Source organism: Paeniglutamicibacter selenitireducens (genome assembly GCF_051550675.1).
Classification (GTDB): Bacteria; Actinomycetota; Actinomycetes; order Actinomycetales; family Micrococcaceae; genus Paeniglutamicibacter.
In genome coordinates this window covers 217800-231293 of record NZ_JBPULF010000003.1, presented here as the reverse complement: position 1 = coordinate 231293, position 13494 = coordinate 217800, and the positions used below count along the sequence as shown (strand labels likewise).

Sequence of the window (13494 nt, the reverse complement as noted above, 5' to 3'; positions counted from 1 at the left end):
CATGGCAGAGGACTACACGGCACCGGACCACGTCGCACCCGTGCGCTTTGCGGACCGCACCGAAGCCGGCGGCTACCTCGCCGCGGAGCTGGGGCACCACGCCGCAGGCGGCGCGGTGGTCCTGGGGCTGCTGCACGGCGGGGTGCCCGTCGCCGCGGAGATCGGGCGGCAACTGGGGACCGGGTTCGACGCCCTGGCCGTCACCCGGCTGGTCCTGCCCGAACGGAGCACCGTCGCCTACGCCGCCCTGGCCGCCTTCGGGGACCACGTGGCGCTGAAGTACGTGGCCAAGGTGTGGGCCCCCGCCCGGCAGCACTTCGCCGCCGGGGTGCTGGACGGGGTGGAGTCGACGGCCCGCCGGGAACTCGCGGACCTGCAGCAACGGATGCTCGGCGGCGGGCCGCCTTCGGTGGACGGGCGCACCGTGGTCCTCTGCGAGGACGGGACGGGAACCGGCGCCGCGCTGCTCGCCGCGATCGAGGTGGTGCGCCGCGCCGGTGCCGCACGCGTCGTCGTCGCACTGCCTGTGGCCTCGCCGGCGGCCCGCCAGCTGCTCGAACCCGAGGCCGACGAGTTCCTTTGCGCCATCAAGCCCAAGGTGTTCAACACCGTGGGCGCGTTCTATTCGCGCTTCGACGCGGTCGGCGACGGGGACGTCGCCGAGCTCCTCGGGCGCGCCTGACCCCGGCCGCCGTGCCGCGCACGGGATGCTGCCACGCAGCACAAGGGCCGGCCGACGCGCCGCTCCCCCGCAGGGTGCGGGATGCGGCGGGCCGACCGGCCCCCTGGTGCCCGGAGTACCCGGGAAGGAAAGTCAGGCGTTCTGGCCGTGCTGTTCCGTGTCGTGCGCTTCCTGCAGCGCCGGGTCGATGTCCTCCACGTGGAGGTTGTTGCCCTTGGTCTCGCCGACCCAGAACACGGCTGCCACGGAGATGACGGTCATGACCATGATGTAGATGGCGATGGAGATCGACTTGCCGGTCTCCTCCAGCAGCACCTGGGCGATGGTCGCGGCGAAGGCGCCGCCGAGGATCGCGCCGAGGGCGTAGCCGATCGAGATGCCGGAGTAGCGGATGTGCGCCGGGAACATCTCGGCGTACATCGCCGACTGCGGGCCGTAGGACAGGCCCAGGCCGATGGTCAGGATGAAGACCGAGAGTCCGTAGAGGAAGATGTTGCCGGTGTCGATGAGCATGAACATCGGGATCATCCAGACAAAGACGATGCCGTAGCCCAGCACGAAAGTGTTGCGGCGGCCGATGATGTCCGAGAGCCAGCCGCCGACCAGGGTGAAGATGAGCCAGCCGACCGAGCCGATGGTGGTGGCCAGCAGCACCGGGGCCGCCGGCATGTTCAGGACCTTGGTGGTGTAGGAGATGAAGAACGCGATGACCAGGTAGCCGGCCGCATTGTTGGAGATGAAGATCAGCGCGGCCTGGATGACTTCCTTGGTGTTCGACTTGAACAGCTGCTTCAGCGGGGTGTGCTCGGAGGCCTTGCGCAGCGCCAGCTGCTTGAAGATCGGGGATTCCTCGACGGCCTTGCGGATCATGTAGCCGACGACGATCAGCAGCACGGAGAGCAGGAACGGGATGCGCCAGCCCCACGCGGTGAACTGCTCGGGGGTCATCGACACGCGCAGGATGTAGAGCATGCCGGTGGCCAGGATCATACCGATCGGGACACCGATCTGCGGGTAGGCGCCGAAGTAGCCGCGCTTGTTCTCCGGTGCGTGCTCAACGGCCATCAGTGCCGCGCCGCCCCATTCGCCGCCGGCGGAGAAGCCCTGGACGATGCGCAGGAACACCAGCATCAGCGGGGCCCAGAAGCCGATCTGTGCGTAGACCGGCAGCACGCCGATCAGCGCGGTGGCCGCACCCATCATGATCAGGGTTGCGACAAGGACGCGCTTGCGTCCGTACTTGTCACCCAGGTGGCCGGCAACGATGGCGCCAAGCGGGCGGAAGAGGAAGGAGATGCCGATCATCGCAAAGGCCAGGATCTGCGCCAGGCCCGGGTTGGATTCACCCAACGGCTTCAGGAAGAGCGGGGTCAGCAGCGTCGCGGTGAGCTGCGCGAAGATGAAGAAGTCGTACCACTCGATGGTGGTGCCTACCAGGGTGCCCGCAAGGACGCGACGTTCCTCGGAACGTTTGGCGTTTGCGGCCAGGGAAGCTGAAGCCATGGGAACTCCAAGTGTGGGGGCGCTAGGCGCTGCGAATGAGGGGCGGAGTCACTCGTTACCGACCGTTCGGACGGTAATGTGATGTGAATCATGATAGCGCACTTTTAGTGACGCCACTCACCCCCTCGGTCGAAAAATGCGACGAACGGTCGAATTCCTCCCGAACATCGGCGCTTCGGAAGAATTCCGGCTCCCACGTGCCGCGATGCAAATCCACCAATCACGCGCAACGGTTTCGCACCACCCCGCCGGTGCAACGACGCCGCAGCCACACCCGTCGCCAGGGCCCCTGGATGCGGCCCGCGGCCACGGCGCCGGTCCGGGCAGCGTCCGCCGGCGAACGGGCTCCGCCGCCGATGCTCCCCCGCGGGGTGCGCGGCTCGCACTGAGGAGCGATGTGTTCTAATATCGAACCACTGGTTCACATAGTGAAATTGTGGCCAGGCCACGGCCGGGATCCGCAGGACCGCGGGAGGCGCGTGGCCCGGGAACGTCTTGGCGAAAGGGTCGTCCACCCCATGGCACAGTCCGAAACATCTGCTCCTGCCTCGCAAACGCTATCCAGGGGCATCCGCATGCTGGAGCTCCTGGCCGAGGCCCCGGGTCCCCGGACCATTGCCCAGCTGGCCGAGGACATGGGCGTGCACCGTTCGATCGCCTACAGGATCCTGCGGACGCTCGAATCGCACCGTCTTGTCACCCGGGATGAATCGGGCCGCGTCCACGCAGCGCCCGGCCTGGCAGTGCTGGCCCGGGGCGTGCAGCGGGACCTGCAGAGCGCGGCCCTGCCGGAACTGACGGTGCTGGCGAATGAGCTGAAGATGTGCGCGTTCATCGCCGTCTGGGACCAACCCGACTGCACCACGCTGGTGACGGTGGAACCGCGCCACGTGCATGCCGCGGTGGTCCAGCACCCGGGCACCCGGCACCCGTTCGGCCACGGTGCGCCGGGCATCGCGATGCAGTCGACACTCACCGAGGGCCAGTGGAACGCCATGAACCACGAGACCCCGTACCGGCAGAATGCCGCGCTGGCCCGCAGCCGGGGATACGCCACGAGCATCGACGAGGTCATTCCGGGGCTGTCATCCGTGGCAGCACCCATCGAGGTGCCTGGCCGCCTTCCGGCGGCCGTTGCCGTCGTCTACAGCACCGGGTCGAACGCCGCCGAGGTCGAGGCCATCGGCACCCGCCTGCGCGAGGCGGCCCTGGCCATCTCCGCCGAGCTCGGATAGCAGGGTTCCGCCCGCGAGGGGCAGGGGGGTCAGGCGGCCAGCATGCGGCGCTGCGCACGGGAGCGCAACACCGCCATGGCGCTGCCGGAGAGCAGCAGGAGCACCGCTGCGGCGGCAGAAACCCCGAAGGCACCGGCGTAGCCGTGGGAATCGGCGAAGACCCCCGCCATGCCGTTGCCGATGGCGGTGCCCACGACGATTCCCGAGGACAGCAACGTCATGACTGTCGACAGGCGTGCGGCCGGCGACACCTCTCCACCCAGGGTGAAGATGGTGACAAGGATCGGCCCGACGGGGATGCCGACGAGCAGCAGTACCACGACCATCCAGCCGATCCCGGTCGGGACCTGGAGCAGCAGGGCGGCCGGAACCATGAAGACGGCGCAGGCAAGCCAGCGGGCGGCCTGCGGCCAGCCGTGGGGCCAGAAAGCCACGGAGAGCGCAGCGGCGGAACTTGTCGCCCCGACCGCGGCGTAGAGCAGGCCGCCGACGTTCGCGTTGCCCTGGGCCCCGGCGAAGGCCAGGGTACCGGCGGCTGTCGCGCCGAAGAAAGTGCCCATGCCGATCATGCCCGTGACGGCCAGAGCGATGCCTGCGATCTGGTTCCCCGTCAGCTTGACCCGGCTGGCGCTCTTGACCTGCGGGACCACGGCCTTCTCGGTGCGGTGCACAGCAAAGAGCGGAACCAGGATCAGGGTCATCACCGCGGCGATGGCCAACGGCAGCCACGGCGCGATCAAGGCGGCGAAGAGCCCGACCGCCGCCGGGCCAAGCACGAAGCCGAGCTCGTCGACCATGCTTTCGTAGCTCAGCGCCGCGGAGAGTTCACGGCCTCCGGAGTCGCGCTTGCGGGTCAGGGCCATCCAACGGACCCTGGCCAGGGGGCCGATCTGCGGGCCCGTGGCACCGGCAAGCACCGACAGCAACACGACGACGCCGATGGGCGCCAAGGCGGTCGAGCCGCCAAACCACATGAGCGCGGCAATGAACACTGTCTGCAGGATCGCCACCGGGATCAGCACCTTGCGTTGCCCCAACCGGTCCGAGAGGTAGCCGACGGTGGGACCGCCCACGGCGGAACCGAGTCCTACCATGGCTGCGGCCAGGCCGCCCATGGCGTAGGAGCCCGTGGAATCGATGAGCAACGTCATCGAGCCGATGGTCAGCATGGCGAGAGGGAGCCGGGCGAAGAAGCCCAGCGGGAAGAAGGCCCAGCCAACAAGTGGGGGAAGCGCCGCGTAGGGCGAACCCTGGGCACTCTGGGTCCGGGAAGTGGTCTTGTGATTCAATTTGGGTGTGCTCCACTAAGGTGCGTGCACCGTCCCTGCCTCCCGTTGCACAAAACCCTTTTCAGACGTCCTCTATTCTAGCCGAAATGCGCTCCGGCGCTAGCCCCCGACTTCCATGGATACGGTGGATCCGTTGCGGCCCTTGTGGACATTGAGCCGCGTGGTGATTCGTTGTTTCATGTCGGCGACATGGGAGACGACACCGATGACCCGGCCGCCGCTGCGCAGCGCCTCGAGCGCGTCCATCACCTGCTCCAGCGTCTCCGGGTCAAGGGACCCGAAGCCCTCGTCGACGAAGAGCGTCTCGATGTCGATGCCCCCGCTCTGGTGCTGGATCACGTCGGCCAGCCCCAGGGCCAGGGACAGCGAGGCCATGAAGGATTCCCCTCCGGAGAGCGTCTGGGTGTCGCGCCGGACTCCGGTCCAGGCGTCGAGGATCTGCAGGCCCAGGCCCGACTTGTTGTTGCCGCGCGGGGTGTCGTCGTGGACCAGCGAGTAGCGCTGCCCGGTCATCAGCAGCAGCCGCTGCGTCGCAGCCAGCGCGACAGCCTCCAGCCGGGCGGCGAGCACGTACGTGCTCAACGTCATTTTCAGCCGGTTCTCCCCCAGCCCGCGAGCCAGGTCGGAGAGCGACTTGAGGGTGTTGAAGCGTTCCAGCACCGGCCCTTGGTCGCGGGCCAGGTCGGCAAGCTTGCGGCGGTTGGCCTGTAGCCGGGCGGTGTAGCTCTCCAGCACCGCGTCACCGGCAAGCACCGCGTCCCGGCGCTCGAGGGATTCCCTCACCGCCACTGCCGCTGCGAGCAACTCCCCGGCTTCGGGGGCTCCCGTGCCCGCCTCCGATTCGGCGCGCGCAAGGGCGGTTTCCGGTGCCTCCGCCAGCATCTTGATGCGCACGGAATGCTCGTGGTGGGCGTCAACGCGTTGCCGGGCCCACGCGCGCTCGGCATCGGGCAGCAGCTGTCCCTCCCACGCGGCGGTGTCGGCGATGCCGGCCTGCGCGAGGTTGTCCTCCCACAACGCGTCGGCTTCGGCCGCGGCACCATGTGCTGTGGCCAGCTCGGCGGCCGCCGTTGCGAGCGATTCAAGCCCGGCGGCACGGGTCTTGAGCGTGGCGTGCCGCCGGCGCAGGCCTTGGCCGCCGCCGCCGCCCAATGCGGCCAGCGACGCGGAGAGCCTGGCGGCCCGTGATTCGGCGGCGGCGATCTTCGTCCCGGCCACTTCGATGGCAGTGGCGGCCTTTGCCTCCTCGCGCCCGAGCTCCTCAAGCCGCGCGGTTGCGGCGGCGAGGTCGGAGGCGGCCCGGGCGGCGGCCACCGAGGACTCGGTGGCTTCCCGGTGGGCCCGCGATGCTGCGTCGAAGTCGGCGGTTGCCGTATCCGGATCGAGGTCGCCGATCCTGTCGCGCACCAGCGCCAGCGCGGTGTTTGCCTTTTCCAGCCGGGCTGCGGCCCGGCCTTCGTCGGCTTCGGCCACGGCGGTCCGCTCCCGGGCACCCTCGATGGCGTCCGGTTCGATGAGCTCGCCGTCGGGCAGGCTCGCCGGCCGTGGGTGTTCCCGGGAACCGCAGACCATGCAGGGATCCCCCTCGCGCAGTTGCGCGGCAAGGGTTGCCGCGGACTGCTCAAGGCGGCGGCTGACCAGCACGGCCGCGGCTTCCCGCAGCGTCAGCGTACGGGTCTTGGCGTCGTTGAAATCGGTGTGCGCCTTGAGCTGGGCCTGTTCGGCCGTGCCGCGCGCCGACACCTGGGTTCGGCGTTCGGCGGCCGCCTGGACAGCTTGTTCAAGGGCCGGCAGGGATGCCAGCAGCGCGTCGGCGGTGGTGCATGCCGCCCGGAGCGCGGGGAGCCCGGTTTCCACCTCGAGCTTGTCCGCGGCGCGGCGGGACTGCAGCGCCGCTTCGGATTCCAACGCGGCGGTCAGGCCTTCAAGCTCTGCGCGGGTGGCCTCGAGTTCCTGCTCGTCGGGCAGTGCCGCCTCGATGACGGCTGCACCCTGCAGCGCGGCAGTTGCAGCAGCCCGCGCCTGCCCGGCCAGCTGCAGTGCCGTTCCCGGGTCCACCCCGGGCTCCTGGGCCGCGGCAAGGAGCGCCGCGGAGCCCTCTTCCGTACCGAAGTCCCCGCCATGCGCCCCGGGTGCGTCACCGCCGGTTCCCGTCCCGGATTCCAGGAGCTCGGCGGCGGCCAGGCGCAGCACGGCCTCCGCGCGCCCTGTGGCCTCCGCGGCGCGCAGTGCCTGCTGCCTGTAGGGCGTGAGAGCGGTGGCGGCTGCGTCGAGCTTGAGCCTGGCGGAGAGTTCCGCGACCTCGGACCCCTGCTGTTCATGCGCCAGGCGCAGGGCATCGAGCTCGGCGAGTTGGGCATGCCGCGCGGTGCGTTCCTTGAACACGGCTTCCGCGCTGCGCGCGGCGTCCGACTGCTCGTCGGCCGCCGCCAGCCGGTCCTTGAGGCCCAGCCGGGCCGTCGCCAACGTGCTGCCGAAGTACTCCCCCAGTGCCTCGAACGCACCGGCGTCATGCAGCTGGGCGGCGTCCTCGGGCAGCCCGGCGGCTTCCGGGTACAGGGTTGCCAGGGCATCGGTGACGAGCTGTTCAACGGTGGCCCGCTGGTTGCGTTCGGCGGCCTCGGCGTCGGCCTTGGCGTCGGCGAAGCGCTCGCCCAGCACCTTTTCGGTGAGTGCATACTCGCTGGTGTCGAAGAGCGAACGCAGCAGGTCCTCGCGGTCCTTGTCCTTGGCGCGCAGGAAGGCGGCGAAGGCACCCTGCGGCAGCATCGCGACCTTGGTGAACTGTTCCTTGTCCAGGCCGAGGATCTCACCGAGTGCGGCACCGACCTCGTCGTTGCGCGTGGACTTCTCGACCCAGCTGCCGCCGACGAATTCGCGAAGCCGGCTTTGGGCCTGGGCGGTGGTGGTGCCGTTCTTGCCGCGCTTGGTCGGCCTGTCCCACGCGGGCGAGCGGGTGACCTCGAAACGACGCCCCCCGGTGGAGAACTCGCAGACCACCTCGGGTGCCACGGCAGACTCGGCATGGTCGCTGCGCAGCGACTTGCTGCCCTGGCGGACCCCGGGCAGCGAACCGTAGAGCGCGTAGCAGATCCCGTCGAGCACGCTGGTCTTGCCGGCACCGGTCTCGCCGTTGAGCAGGAAAATGCCGCCCTCGGAGAGCGCATCGAAGTCGATGGCCGCGCGCTTGGCGAACGGCCCGAAAGCCTCGATCTCGAGTCTGTGGACCCTCACTTTTCAACCCTTTCGCTGCGTACCTGGGCCAGGACGGAGACGAGCAGCTCGTCCTCCGCCTCATTGAGCGGGCGGAGGCGGACGTGCTCGACGAACCCGGAGCAGACCTCCATCGGAGACTTGGCTACCGCCAGACGGTCGGCATAGCTGTGCGGGGCGTCCTCGGGCTTTTCGTCGGGATCGAAGTTCAGCACCAGGGTGTCGGGGAAGCGCGAGCGCAGCCGTTCCATGGCGGCAGCAGGCCGGTGCTTGTCGGTGAGCGTGATCTGGCACCAGGCGTCCCGGGCGGAGGCGTACTGCTCGTCGGTGAGCAGCTCGTCGATTTTTCCGCGCAGGATGCGCAGCTTCTTGGAGGCGGGCCAGTCGACCTTCCTGACCTCGCCCAGGCCCTCGGACGTCACCTCAAGCACCCATGCACCCTTGGCGTGGCCGGCCTCCGAGAAGGAGTACGGGATGGGCGAGCCGGAGTAGCGAATACCGTCGGCCAGTTTCTGGCGCCCGTGCAGGTGCCCGAGTGCCGCGTAGGTGAAGTCGCCGAAGTGCGTGGTGGGGACGATGTCCAGCCCGCCAATGCTCAATTCCCGCTCGGACTCGGCTCCTACTCCCCCGGAGGCAAAGACGTGTGCCAGGACGATGCCGTGGACCGGCGCCCCGGAATCGGACCGGCGCGTGGCCAGGTCCCCGCGTACCAGGTCCAACGCCGCCTTCACGACGGGGCCGTGGCCGGGCTCCTCGACGCCCAGCCGTTCAGCGACCATGCGCGGCTCCAGGTAGGGCAGGCCGTAGATCGCGACGGCGAATCCGGTGCCGTCCACTGTCACCGGCCTGTCGATGTCCTCGAGGCGCGTGCGCAGGTGAAGCCCGGCATGCTCCAGCAACGCAGACCCGAAGCCCAGACGCAGCGCCGAGTCGTGGTTTCCGCTGGTGATCACGATTTGCACCCCGGTCGCGCGCAGCCGCACCAGGGACCTGTCGAAGAGTGCCACGGCGTCGACCGACGGCAGGGCCCTGTCGTAGACATCCCCTGCGACAAGGAGCACGTCGATGCTCTCCTCCCGGATGGTCTCCAGCAGTCGGTCGATGAATTCCTCCTGGGCAGCGAGCAGGGAGGCCCCGTGGAAGGAACGGCCCAGGTGCCAGTCTGAGGTGTGCAGGATTCGCATGCCTCCAAGCCTATCGATGCCGCCGGACGCTTTGCCCACCGACGCGGGGGCCCGGGGGAAAACCCCTAGACTGGTGGGGTGAGTGATTCAATCGATCCGTACGCGCTTCCCGCTGATTTTTCCGACCGAGTCTTCGGCGTGCTTCTGGCCGCCGTCGACGGTGCCACCCATGCCCGCGACGGCCAGGAACCGGGCGAAAGCGAAACGCTCTCGCTCTTCCTGCTGGACGGATTGCTCGAGGCCCTGGAATGGGCCAACGAAGGTGTTGCCTCCGACGAGGCCGCCTGCATGTGGCTTGCCGGCCTGCGCTGGTACAAGCTCGTCATCAAGTCCTTCCCCGAGGGGGCACCCGAACCGCAGCTGCGCTGGATCGACGAGGCGTTCGAGGGCGCGGAGGACTTCGCCCCCGGAGACCCCCAGCATCTGCTGGCGCTCGTGAACCCCGACATGGCGTCCGTGGGCAGGCCTGCTTTCCCCGAGGCGGACTCCACCGGCGTGCTGGGCCGTGCGGCGTTCATGGCGTTGCTGCCGCGCGTGGACGAGGCAACGACCCACAAGCTCGCCACGGACGCCGCGGCCCTGACGCACGGCTCCCCGTTGGCGCATTCCGCCGCCGGCCAGGCCGCCCTCGTGGTGCGCGCCGCACTGGAAGACGGCTCCGCTGCCGCACCCCGCTGGGCCGCGCTCGTCGAGGGGCTCGAGGGCACCGCCGCGGAGGCACTGCGCACCGTGGTGGGGTTCGTCACCGAGGCCCTGGAAAACACCGACCCCACGGCCGCCTACGACGCGCTCTTCGAGCTGCTGGGCGAGGAGCCCGACGTCGAGACGGCATCCTTCGCCTGCGCCCTGCTGGCCGCGGTGCTGGGAACCGACGCCGTGGCCGAGCGTCCGGCCTCGGTGCTGGACCCGATCCTCGACCAGATGCACGAACGCTGGATCGGGCTGACCGTCGGAACCTGACCTCCGTGCCCGGGGGCGGGAGGCCGCCCGCACCCGGGCGCTCCCGCACGTAGCGTGGAATCGCGCCGGAACATGTTGTATCAAGGGAGGACCACCGCCCGCAGGGGCACCTCGGTGACGCACGGGACGAAGGGGCAACACATGGGCGCGACGGGCAAGCCGGACGGTGCGGAAGGCGCGCACGGCACACTTTCCGCGTTCACCGCCACGGCGCACGCCACGGTCTCCGGGGCCGTGGTCAAGGCGCCCTTCACCGTGGCGCTGATGGGGGCCATCGTGCTCTGCGGGCTTGTCACCGGCTCGCTCTTCCGGACCTCGGCGAACAACCGCTGGTTCGAGGACCTTGCCTACGGGCTGCCGGCGTTCGGCAACGGCGACTGGCTCACCGCCGTCACCGGCACCTTCGTCCTCAGCGAGCCCGTGTCCTACCTCCTGGTGGTGTTCCTGCTCCCGCTCAGCGTCGGCTGGCTTGAGGTCTCGCGCGGGACGCGCTCCGCCCTCACGACGTTTTTCCTGGGCCAGTTCGCTTCGCTCGCCGCTGTCGCCGCGGTGCTGCTGCTCTTCAGGGGCCTGGGCTCCCCCTGGATCGATGCGCTGGCGCGGGACCTCGACACGGGGCCCACCGGGGGCATCTTCGCCTGCCTCACATTCGCGGTCTGCCACCTCCGGCAGCCGTGGAGGCTGCGCTGGCAGTTCCTGCTGGCCAGCTTCGCCGTGGTGAGTGTGACGCTGGTCGGGGAAATCAGCGACCTCGAGCGCGCGGCGGCGATCACCCTGGTGCTGCTGTGGAACCTCCGCACGTTCGCGCGGCCGACGTTGCGCGAACAGCGCTTCATCGCCTGGGTCGGACTGCTCTCGCTGGTCGGCATCCAGGTGCTGACCATCATGGTGCCCACCAACGGGCCCTTCGGCCCCACGCAGGCAGGCGGAGGCATCATCGCGGTGCTCGTCGACACGCTGCTGGCCGTGGTGTTGACCCAGGGGCTGCGTGCGGGCCGCCGTGCGGTCTGGGTTGCGGCGATCGTGCTGTCCGTGCTGAACGTGCTGCGCGGGATCGTCGGCCTGACGCTCATCGTCACGCTCGGGCCCGAGCTCAGCCAGGGGTCGCGGATCGCCTCGTTTGCCGCGGCGCACGCTGCCCTGTGGGCGCTGATGCTCGCCTACCTGATCCTGTGCTGGCGTGCTTTCGGGGTGCGTCGGCGCCGCCACCTGCCGGCGGCCGCCGGGCACCGCGGGATGGATGCCGACGAGGTACTCGCCCAGCTGCGGCGGTACGGCGGCGGGACCATCTCGTGGATGGGCACGTGGCGCGGCAACCAGCACTTCCGTTCCGGCGGCGGGTCGTCCGTGGCCTACCAGGTGCATGCCGGATGCGCGATCGGCCTGGGCGAACCCATCGGCCCGCCCGCGGACCGGGATGCCGCCATGGCGACCTTCGCCACGGCTGCCGAAAAGGCCGGCCTGTGCCCGTTCTTCTTCTCCACCGATGCCCCGCTCGCCACGCCGCCGGATCGCTGGCGGGCCATGCAGATCGCCGAGGACACCCTGGTTGACCTGTCGGGGCTGGAGTTTGCGGGCAAGAAGTGGTCGGACATCCGCACCGCGCTGAACCGGGCCGCGCGGGAGGGGATCACGTTCAGGGCCACCCGGCTGGCCGACGAACCGGCCTCGGTCAGGACCCAGCTCGAGGACATCTCCAAGGAATGGGTGGGAGACAAGTCCCTGCCCGAGATCCGGTTCACGCTGGGCACGCTTCAGGAGGCCGCCGACCCGATGGTGGTGCTGGCCCTGGCCGAGGACACGCGCGGGGAGGTGCAGGGGTTCCTGAGCTGGATGCCGGTGCACGCCCCGGGCGGGCGGATCTCCGGCTGGACGCTGGACCTCATGCGGCGGCGCGACTTCGGCTTTGCCTCGGTCATGGAGTTCCTCATCGCCTCCTCCCTCAAGCACTTCTCGGCAGCGGGTGCCGACTTTGTCTCGCTCTCCGGGGCGCCGCTGGCGCACACCCTCCACACCGCCGCGCAGGAGCCTGTCGACAAGGTGTTGGCCTCGGTGTCCAAGGCGTTGGAACCGCTCTACGGTTTCGGTTCGCTGCACGCGTTCAAGGCCAAGTTCAATCCCCGCACGGCACCGATGTACCTGGTGTACCGGGACGAAAGCGACCTGCCGCGCATCGCCGGCGGGTTGACGCGGGCCTTCCTGCCCGAGGCCACGGTGGCCCAGCTGGCCCGCGAGGGCTTCGGTGCGCTTCGCGACATGCGTGCGCAGCGGCGCTAGGCCGCTCCGAAGCCGTCGATCAGCTGAAGGAACTCGCCCTCGGCCAGGATCGCCACGCGCTGGCCGGCCTCCTGGAGCCGCAGCACGCGCTTGGCCTTCCCGGTGAGCCGGCCGTTGGCCAGGTCCTCGGGAACGAACCCGTCGCCGACCACCAGGACGGTGGTGGCCTTGGTGACGCGGCTGGCCGTGGTGGCACCGCGTTCTGCAGCACCGTCCTTGGCCACCTGCCGGCTGATGCCGAGGTTTCCCGTAAAGACGACGGTTTCCCCGTAGAGCGGGTGCGCCGGGTCCGCCTCCAGGTTCGGTGCCGGGTCGTTGCCCTCCTGCGGCCACACCGCCCAGTCGGGCTGGACGGGCACGGTGTTGCCCCGCGCGGCCCAGCCCTGGGCGTCGCGGGTGGCCTTCGAGAGTTCGTCGCCCGGCGCATACGCCTGGGCGAAGCCCAGCTTGACCTTCAGCTTCCCGGCGGCCAGCGCCACGGTGTCCGCTTCCTGGCGCCGGGCGATGTCCACCATGATGGCGGCACAGGCATGGGCGTCGGCGAGCGCGTCGTGGTGGTTGACCATCGGCGAGCCGGCTTCCTCGGCGACGAAGGGCAGCGAGTAGGAGGAGAGCTCGTAGGTCTTCCTGGCCAGCTTCACGGTGCACGCGTAGTCGTAGGCGGGGCCGGAGAGTTCCGAGACCTCCAGGGCGGAGCGGATCACTCCCAGGTCGAAGGCCGCGTTGTGCGCCACCAGGATGTCGTCGCCGATGAAGTTGGCCATGGGGACGAAGAGCTCGCCGAAGCGCGGGGCGTCGGCGACCATGTCCGCGGTGATGTGGTGGATCATCGTGTTGCGCGCATCGAAGTGGTCGAATCCGGCGGGTGGGCGCATCAGCCAGGAGACTTCCTCGACGATTTTTCCGTCGCGAACCTTGCTCAGTCCCACGCTGCAGGCCGAGCCGCGGAATCCGTTAGCCGTCTCAAAGTCGATCGATGTAAAGTCCAAAGGCACGTGTGAAACGATACCGCCGATGACCGTCATTCCGGGAACCGCGGCCCCGGCATGTGGCGCGAATGACAGGGCCGCAGACAGGGCCAGCCTCCGCCTGCGCACCGCAAACGCACCACAAAAAGGTTGGCTCCCCACCTTCAGTGCGGGGAGCCGACC

The 13494-nt window shown here is 69.4% G+C and carries 9 protein-coding genes; 4 read left to right on the top strand and 5 right to left on the bottom strand.

Annotation, left to right across the window (positions count from 1 at the left end; translation table 11 throughout):
* The first annotated feature begins 1 nt into the window (after position 1).
* Positions 2-682: a phosphoribosyltransferase gene (locus ACSYDW_RS07820; protein WP_438338162.1), complete on the top strand. Its 681-nt coding sequence runs from the start codon at positions 2-4 to the stop codon at positions 680-682.
* A 132-nt stretch (positions 683-814) separates the two neighbouring features.
* On the opposite strand, the gene ACSYDW_RS07815 is transcribed toward ACSYDW_RS07820, so the two are convergent.
* The gene (locus ACSYDW_RS07815; protein WP_438338161.1) at positions 815-2185 is read right to left on the bottom strand and encodes an MFS transporter; all 1371 of its coding nucleotides are present in this window, start codon (positions 2183-2185) and stop codon (positions 815-817) included.
* Between the two features lie 518 nt (positions 2186-2703).
* On the opposite strand from ACSYDW_RS07815, the gene ACSYDW_RS07810 reads away from it, so the two are divergent.
* The gene (locus tag ACSYDW_RS07810; protein ID WP_438338160.1) at positions 2704-3420 is read left to right on the top strand and encodes an IclR family transcriptional regulator; all 717 of its coding nucleotides are present in this window, start codon (positions 2704-2706) and stop codon (positions 3418-3420) included.
* Between the two features lie 29 nt (positions 3421-3449).
* Here ACSYDW_RS07810 and ACSYDW_RS07805 read toward each other — a convergent pair whose 3' ends face one another.
* The 3 genes from ACSYDW_RS07805 to ACSYDW_RS07795 form a co-directional block, all read right to left on the bottom strand.
* Positions 3450-4709 (bottom strand): MFS transporter, encoded by a 1260-nt coding sequence (locus tag ACSYDW_RS07805; RefSeq protein ID WP_438338159.1) that lies wholly within the window; start codon positions 4707-4709, stop codon positions 3450-3452.
* Between the two features lie 99 nt (positions 4710-4808).
* Positions 4809-7943: an AAA family ATPase gene (locus ACSYDW_RS07800; RefSeq protein WP_438338158.1), complete on the bottom strand. Its 3135-nt coding sequence runs from the start codon at positions 7941-7943 to the stop codon at positions 4809-4811.
* The gene (locus tag ACSYDW_RS07795; RefSeq protein ID WP_438338157.1) at positions 7940-9106 is read right to left on the bottom strand and encodes an exonuclease SbcCD subunit D; all 1167 of its coding nucleotides are present in this window, start codon (positions 9104-9106) and stop codon (positions 7940-7942) included. Before ACSYDW_RS07795 ends, ACSYDW_RS07800 begins: the two co-directional genes overlap by 4 nt.
* A gap of 78 nt (positions 9107-9184) precedes the next feature.
* Between ACSYDW_RS07795 and ACSYDW_RS07790 the strand changes: the two genes are divergently transcribed.
* Together ACSYDW_RS07790 and ACSYDW_RS07785 are read left to right on the top strand one after the other, a co-directional pair.
* Positions 9185-10066 (top strand): ADP-ribosylglycohydrolase family protein, encoded by an 882-nt coding sequence (locus ACSYDW_RS07790; RefSeq protein ID WP_438338156.1) that lies wholly within the window; start codon positions 9185-9187, stop codon positions 10064-10066.
* Positions 10067-10207: 141 nt separating this feature from the next.
* The gene (locus ACSYDW_RS07785) at positions 10208-12343 is read left to right on the top strand and encodes a bifunctional lysylphosphatidylglycerol flippase/synthetase MprF (protein WP_438338155.1); all 2136 of its coding nucleotides are present in this window, start codon (positions 10208-10210) and stop codon (positions 12341-12343) included.
* Here ACSYDW_RS07785 and ACSYDW_RS07780 read toward each other — a convergent pair.
* Complete coding sequence (locus tag ACSYDW_RS07780; protein WP_438338154.1) at positions 12340-13338, bottom strand: 3'-5' exonuclease; 999 nt, start codon at positions 13336-13338, stop codon at positions 12340-12342. The two genes, ACSYDW_RS07785 and ACSYDW_RS07780, sit on opposite strands and share 4 nt — an antisense overlap.
* Positions 13339-13494 lie beyond the last annotated feature (156 nt).